General features: G+C 66.6%; 4 protein-coding genes. All 4 read right to left on the minus strand.

Annotated features, from left to right (window positions below; genetic code table 11):
• A partial coding sequence (locus ACFMBG_RS12280) for a TetR/AcrR family transcriptional regulator (protein WP_421054992.1) occupies positions 1-620 on the minus strand: 620 nt, incomplete at its 3' end.
• Position 621: 1 nt separating this feature from the next.
• A complete protein-coding gene (locus tag ACFMBG_RS12285; protein ID WP_421054993.1) occupies positions 622-2,178 on the minus strand; it encodes a trimethylamine methyltransferase family protein in 1,557 nt (518 codons plus the stop codon).
• A gap of 4 nt (positions 2,179-2,182) precedes the next feature.
• Positions 2,183-4,588 carry a GcvT family protein gene (locus ACFMBG_RS12290; protein ID WP_421054994.1) on the minus strand — a complete coding sequence of 802 codons (2,406 nt, stop codon included), beginning with the start codon at positions 4,586-4,588 and terminating at the stop codon, positions 2,183-2,185.
• A gap of 143 nt (positions 4,589-4,731) precedes the next feature.
• The gene (locus ACFMBG_RS12295) at positions 4,732-6,783 is read right to left on the minus strand and encodes a 2Fe-2S iron-sulfur cluster-binding protein (protein ID WP_421054995.1); all 2,052 of its coding nucleotides are present in this window, start codon (positions 6,781-6,783) and stop codon (positions 4,732-4,734) included.
• Between the last annotated feature and the right edge of the window lie 55 nt (positions 6,784-6,838).

Genomic DNA, 6,838 nt, shown 5'->3' on the forward strand with positions numbered 1-6,838 from the left:
GGATCAGGCGCCACCCCGGTGAACCCCAGCAGATAGCCCTCCAGCCGCGCGGTGCGGGCTTGCATCGGCTCGCGGACTTCCAGCGCGTGGTAGCCGCATTGCATGAAATAGAGGATCCGGGCGCGGGTGTCGGCCTCATAAGGGCTGTAGCCGTGGCGCTCGAACATGGCGGTCACCGCCTTGAGCCGCAGCGCATCCGCCGCGTCGATGCGGTTGCGCACCTTGCCGTCGCGGCGCGACCATTCGCGGACCGCAAAATCCAGGGACGCGTCGAACAGGTCCGGATCGACGAAACAGCGGAAGAAATTGCAGACCGCCCAGGAAATGTTGTCAGCTGGCAATTTGCAATGGGTCAGGATCGGCGCGGTGTTGCGGGCCTCCCAATCGTCCAGCAGCGCCTCCAGCAGGTGTTTGCGGCTCTTGAAGTACCAGTAGAAGCTGGAGCGCGAGACCCCCAGACGCTCACCGATGGCCAGCACCTTGACCCCGGCCACGCCTTCGCTGACCAGCAGGTCGCGGGCCACGTTCAGCCAGTCCTCCGGCGTAACCTTCACATGGCCGCTGAGCGGTTCCTTGTCCGGGTTGTCCCGGTGCAGCACAGGAGCCGCGCGTCTGGTCATATCAGCTCTCCGGCGGGGCGCCGCCCTCGGTGGTGCGTTTGGCGATGAAGCTCTTGAGGGCGTCAACGCGGGTTTCATCCGTTTGAGGCCGGTTATCACGGGCCAGGATGTCCTTCCAGACCCGGGTGGCCCGCTGATTGGCGTCAAGGCTGCCGCGTTCGGTCCAGGTGCCGAAATTGGCATAGTCATGCACCACCGGCTCATAGAATTCGGTGCTGTAGCGTTCCATGGTCTGGGGGGCGGCAAAGAAATGCCCCTGCGGCTCCACCTGCGACAGCGCGCTGGCGTAGCCGATTTCATCCGCCCCCGCCTGGGCGCCCGCGCAGAGTTCGGCAATCATGTTGAGGACCTCAGCGTCGGTGATCAGTTTCTCATAGGACACCGTCAGCCCGCCCTCCAGCCAGCCGGCCGAGTGGATGATCACCGTGGCGCCGGCCATCAGGCAGCCCCAGAGGCCCATCTGGTTTTCATTGGCCGCCTGCACGTCGTTGGTGTTCGAGGCCGACCCCGCCGCCGACCGCCAGGGCAGGCCGAGGAAGCGTGCCAGCTGGCCTGCGGCCAGCGAGGCCTGGAAATGCGCAGGGGTGCCGAAGGCAGGCGCGCCGGATTTCATGTCCACGTTGGAGGTGAAGGTGCCGTAACACACCGGCGCGCCGGGGTTCGTGAGCTGGGTCAGCGTCAGCGCCGCCAGCACCTCCGCATGGCTGAGGGTAATGGAGCCGGCAACGGTGATCGGCGCCATTGCCCCCATCAGGGTGAATGGCGTGATGATCGAGACCTGGCCGTGGCGGGCAAAGTCAATCAGCCCCTGCGCCATCGGAATGTCCAGCGTGCGCGGGCTGTTGGTGTTGATGATGGTGTAGCAGCGCGGCTCGGACCGGAATTCGGCGTCCGACAGGCCGCGGAAATCGCGGATCATCTCGAAACAGTCCATCACCTGCGGCGTCCCGCGCGAGAAGATGAAGGGGAACTTGTCCGTCAGCGTCATCTGCGCCTCGGTGGTGAAGTAATGGCGCAGGTGCACGGGCACGTCCTGCGGCTCCACCTGCGGCGAGATCATGTGGAAGACGTCGAAGTGATGGGTGAGCTTGAGGTATTCCAGATAGTCCCGGGCTGAGCCGGGGCGGCGGCCGCGCTCCAGATCGGTGGCATTGGGCGCGCCGGCGCCTGCCTGGAACACCAGGCTGCCGAGTTCCAGCGTGATGTCGCGGTCCCTTGCCCCGGCCCGGCAGGTGATCGAGCGGGGCGCGGTGGCCAGCGCCGCCTCCACCATGTCGCGGCCGATATAGACCATTTCGCTGTCTTCATCGACGCGGGCGCCGCCCTTGGCGTAGATCTTGCGGGCCTCGGGCAGCAGCACCTTCATGCCCAGCTCTTCCAGCATCTTCAGCGCGGTTTCATGCATGTCCGCAATCTGATGCGCGGGAAAGACCTCCATCAGCGGGAAGGGGTTCTTGAGCTGGCGGTAGTTTACCTGGCGCTGCGGGGCCGGGGCGGCCTCCGCCCCGCGTCCCCGCCGCCGGCGTCCGCGGGTATTGCCTTCATTTTCGATGGTCATCGTGTCAGCCTCTCATCGCTTTGCCGGAGGGGTCGTAGGGGGAGGGTGCAATCACGCGGGCGGCGCGTTCCTGGCCGACGATATGGACGGTCAGTCCGGTGCCCTCTGCGGCGGCGTCGCGGTCCACCATTGCCATGGCGAGCGATTTGCCCACGGTATGGCCATAGCCGCCGGAGGTGACAAAGCCGACGCGGGTTTCGCCCTGCCAGACCGGTTCGTAGCCGCTGGCGTCGGCGTCCGTTGCGTCCACCTCCAGTGTCACCAGGACCTGCGCCGGGCCGCCTGCGTCACGTTCCTTCAGCGCGGCGCCGCGGCCAATGAAATCCTTGTCCCAGTCGATCCAGCGGTCCATGCCGGTTTGCGCTGCGGTGTAGCCTTGGGTGAATTCCGCGCTCCAGATGCCGAAGCTTTTCTCCAGCCGCAGCGATAGCAGCGCGTTGAAACCGTATTCGCGAATGCCGAGGTCGGCGCCAGCCTCCAGCAGGGTTTCGCGCAGGGTGATGTGCTCGGCGGCGGAGCAGTGGAGCTCATAGCCCAGCTCACCGGCGACCGAGAGGCGCCCGACCTTGAGGCGCAGCATGCCGATGTCGAAGGTGCCGCAGCCCATGAAGGGGAGGTCTGCGATGGGGCCGTCAGTCAGCTTTTCCAGCACCTTGCGGCTGTTCGGGCCGGAGAGGCTGAAGCCGGTGACGGCGTCCGTCACGTCGCGCACCTCGACGCCCTCGCCCATGTGGTCCTGGAACCAGCGCATGTGCCATTCGCGCAGGTAGTAGCTGCCCATGATCCACCAGGTGCCGTCCCCCCAGTTGAATACGGTGAGGTCGCCCTTGAGACGGCCTTCGGGCGACAGCATCGGCGCCAGTTTGGCGCGGCCGGGCTTCGGCAGTTTCGAGGCCATGAGGCGGTTGAGCCAGGCTTCAGCCCCTGTCCCCGTGACCTCGAACCGCGAGAAGGCGGAGATGTCCAGGAGGCCGACAGCCTCGCGCACGGCCCTGCATTCCTCTGCGACGATCTCAAAGGCGTTGGAGCGTTTCAGGGTCGGGGTTTCGGTGAAGTCTTCCGACGGGGCAAAATAGAGCGGGACTTCCAGCCCGTAGCTGGCGCCCCAGCGGCAGCCTGCGCGGGTCATGTCCGAGTAGGCGGGGGCCTTCTTCAGCGGACGGCCAGCGGGCAACTGCTCGTTCGGGTAGGTCATCACGAAGCGGCGGGTGTAGAACTGGCCTGTGGTTTCCTTGATGAAGCGCTTGTTCTGGGCGTAGTCGCCGAAACGGGCCACATCCATGCCGAACACATCGGCCTCCGGCTCGCCGTGGATCATCCATTCGGCCAGAGATTTGCCGACGCCGCCGCCCTGCAGGAAGCCCGCCATCACGCCGCAGGCGCACCAGTAGCCGGGCTTGCCGCGCACCGGGCCGACCAGCGGGTTGCCGTCGGGGGCAAAGGTGAAGGCGCCGTTGACCCAGGTTTTCACACCGGTGGTCTGCAGCGCCGGGTAGCGTTCGAAGCCCAGGGTCAGTTCGCGCTCGATCCGGTCGGGGTCTTCCTGCTGCAGCTCAAACCCGTATTCCCAGGGCGCACCGTCCATCATCCAGTGCTCGTGGTCGATCTCGTAGATGCCCAGCAGAATGCCCTTCTGGTCCTGGCGCATATAGGTGAAGCCCTCCAGGTCCACGGTCATCGGCACCTCGAAGTCGAGCTGTTCCAGTTCGGGGATGGTGTCGGAGATCAGGTAGTGGTGGTTCAAGGGCGAGACCGGCAGTTCGATGCCCGCCATGCGGCCCACCTGCTTGGCCCAGAGGCCAGCGGCGTTGACCACATGTTCGGCGTGGATGGTGCCCTTCTCAGTGACGACCTGCCAGCCGTCCTCCACCTGGTGCAGCTCCAGCACGCGGTTGTGCTCAATGACTTCCGCGCCGCGCTTCTTGGCGGCGCCGGCATAGGCGTGGACGGTGCCGGTGGTGTCGACATACCCCTCGCGGTCGGCCCACATGCCGCCGATGATGCCCTCGGTGGACATGATCGGGCAGAGCTCGCCTGCTTCCTGCGGGGTGATCAGACGGCAGTCGTCGATGCCGATCGACTGGAAGGTGCGATAGGCCGATTGCAGCCATTCCCAGCGGTCCGGGGTGCCTGCCAGGGTCATGCCGCCGGTCATGTGCATGCCGACAGACTGGCCGGATTCCTTTTCGATCTCGGACAGGAGGTCGATGGTATAGGCCTGAAGCGAGGCGATGTTCGGGTCGGCGTTCAGCGCGTGAAAGCCGCCCGCGGCGTGCCAGCTGGAGCCGGCGGTCAGCACCGAACGCTCAATCAGGCAGACGTCGGTCCAGCCGAACTTGGCCAGGTGATAGAGGACGGAGGCGCCGACAACGCCGCCCCCGATGACAACGGCACGATAGTGCGACTTCATGGCTTTGCTCCCTGTCTGACACCGCCGGGCCAGCGGGGAGGCCCGCGAATCCACCCTTTGGACATTGTTGTCCAATTCATCGGCGATCCTGGACACACTTGTCCAGAGAAATCTTGCGCGGTGGTATCAGGAGCAGGGCAGGGTCAGAGATCCAGCTCGATCGTGTCCGTTGCCGGGACCGCGCAGCAGATCAGGGCGTCGCCGTCCTCGGGCGCGGCGGAGGGCGGGGTGCGGTAGGCGAGTTTGCCCGCCAGAAGCCGGGTGGCGCAGCTGCCGCAATTGCCACTGCGGCAGCTGAACTCCGGCGTCAGCCCGTGGCTTTCGGCCAGCTCCAGCAGGGTGCCGTCCGCCGGGGTCCAGGGCTGTTCGAAACCGGATTTTTTGAAGCGGACGATGGCGGTGTCCGCTTCGGGTATCGCGTCCCGGAGATTTGGGGCGTCTGTGGCGCGTTGCAGCGCGGACGGCCCGAAAGCCTCGGCATGGATGTCTGCATCCTGGACCCCAAGATCCAGCAGGCCGTCATAGGCCGCCTGCATGAAACCGCCCGGACCGCAGAGATAGATATCGGCGCCGGTCTGCGGCAGCGCTTGCTGTAGGACCCCGGCGCTGAGCCGTCCGGCATGATCGAAGTCCTGGCCCGCCGTGTCCTTCGCGGCTGGCGCGCTGATCAGCGAGACATAGTGGATCTGTCCGCCGGAGGCCTGCTCCAGATTGCGGAATTCGCGGGCAAAGGCGCGTTCCTGAGTGGTGCGGGCCGCGTGCAGGATGGTCAGCGGGCGCATCTGCCGGGTGCGGACCCCCTCGCGCAGCGCGTGGCGGGCCATGGCGATCATCGGGGTGACGCCGACGCCGCCGGCGATCAAAACCGCCGGGCGATCCGCTGTGGTGTCCAGGAAGAACCCGCCGCGCGGCGCCTTGGCCTCGATCACCGCGCCCGTTTTTAGGTGGGCGTGCAAGTGGCGGGATACGGTGCCGGCCTCTTCGCGCTTGACCGAGATGCGGTAGTGGCCCTCACCGGGGGCGGAGGACACGGTGTAGGTCCGCACCAGCGCCTTCTGTGCGCCGGGCGGCGTGATGCGGATGGTCAGGAACTGGCCGGCCTCGGAGGGCAGCAGCGGGCCGCCGTCCTCCGGCTCCAGGTAGAAGGAGCGGATCACGGTGCTTTCCATCTCCGTCCGTGCAACCCGGTAGCGGCGCCAGGCGTTGCGCTGTTCCTCCAGCTTGGCGCGGGCCTCGGCCTCTGCCCAGGTGTCGGTCATCAGCGTATTGGGCGAAAAGGCACCGCGTTCGGCGCGGAGGGGCAGGATGCCTTCCAGCCAGGTGCCCTTGTGCAGGGTGAACCGCCAGCCGCGCTCAGCGCCGTGGAAGGCGGTGACCTCCGGGTGCGTTTCGTCCAGCAGCTCGACGGTGCCGGTCAGCAGCAGCAGGCTGCCGGTGGTGAAATCCGGGAACACCAGGCCCGCGCGCGGGTTCAGCAGGAAATTCCCCAGCGTGTTGAAGTGGTTGTTGCCCGGGAAATCGGGGATGGTCAGGCTGTTGCCGTCGATGCGGACAAAGCCGGGCCGCCCGCCGCGGTGCGAGACATCGACGCCTTCGCGTTCCGGGCGGCTGGCGGCGGGGATGTGGCTGGCGACAAAGAACATGTCGGCCCAGGCGATCAGCGCGGTGTGGCGGCTGTCGAAGCCGGTGAAGTGCTGCGGCTGCGCCGGGGTGTGCTGTTTGGCGGGTTCAAGCCCGCGCAGCTGGATATACTGCGGGCAATTGCCGAAGGACTGGTCGACGCGCAGGGTAAAGCCATCGGGACCGGCCGCAGACACCCGCCCGTTGACCCGGTTGCGGCGGCGGCTGTGCAGCTCAATCCCAAGCATCCCAAGCGCGGCACCTTCGCGGATCGCGGCCTGCACCGGATCACGGGTGTCCGGCTGCAGCGCGATATCCAGGTGCTGCGGGTCCGGGGAGGCGGCGAAACCGGGCGGGCCGCTCAGCAGGCTTGCCCAGGGCCAGCCTTCGCTGTCCACGGCACCCGCTGCCAGGAACGGCAGCTGGGCATAGAACAGACGGTGCTGATCCGGCATGAAGCTGCGGATCACCCGGCGGCCGAAGGTCTCCATCATCTCGCGCTTGCCGGTGCGGCGCTGCATCTCCTGTTCGCCTTCGTGGAAGGGGGAGGGGGTGTTTGCATCGAGGGGTGTCATGGAAACCTCCTGTTTTTCGAGAGGGTTGCGGGGGGGCCCGGGAACAGGCCGCCGC

The sequence above is a fragment of the Leisingera coralii genome, assembly GCF_049056525.1.
Taxonomy (GTDB): domain Bacteria; phylum Pseudomonadota; class Alphaproteobacteria; order Rhodobacterales; family Rhodobacteraceae; genus Leisingera; species Leisingera coralii.

Coding starts and splice junctions, on each gene's coding strand:
- ACFMBG_RS12295 (WP_421054995.1), bottom strand. CDS start 6,783: ATGACACCCCTCGATGCAAACACCCCCTCCCCCTTCCACGAAGGCGAA.
- ACFMBG_RS12290 (WP_421054994.1), bottom strand. CDS start 4,588: ATGAAGTCGCACTATCGTGCCGTTGTCATCGGGGGCGGCGTTGTCGGC.
- ACFMBG_RS12285 (WP_421054993.1), bottom strand. CDS start 2,178: ATGACCATCGAAAATGAAGGCAATACCCGCGGACGCCGGCGGCGGGGA.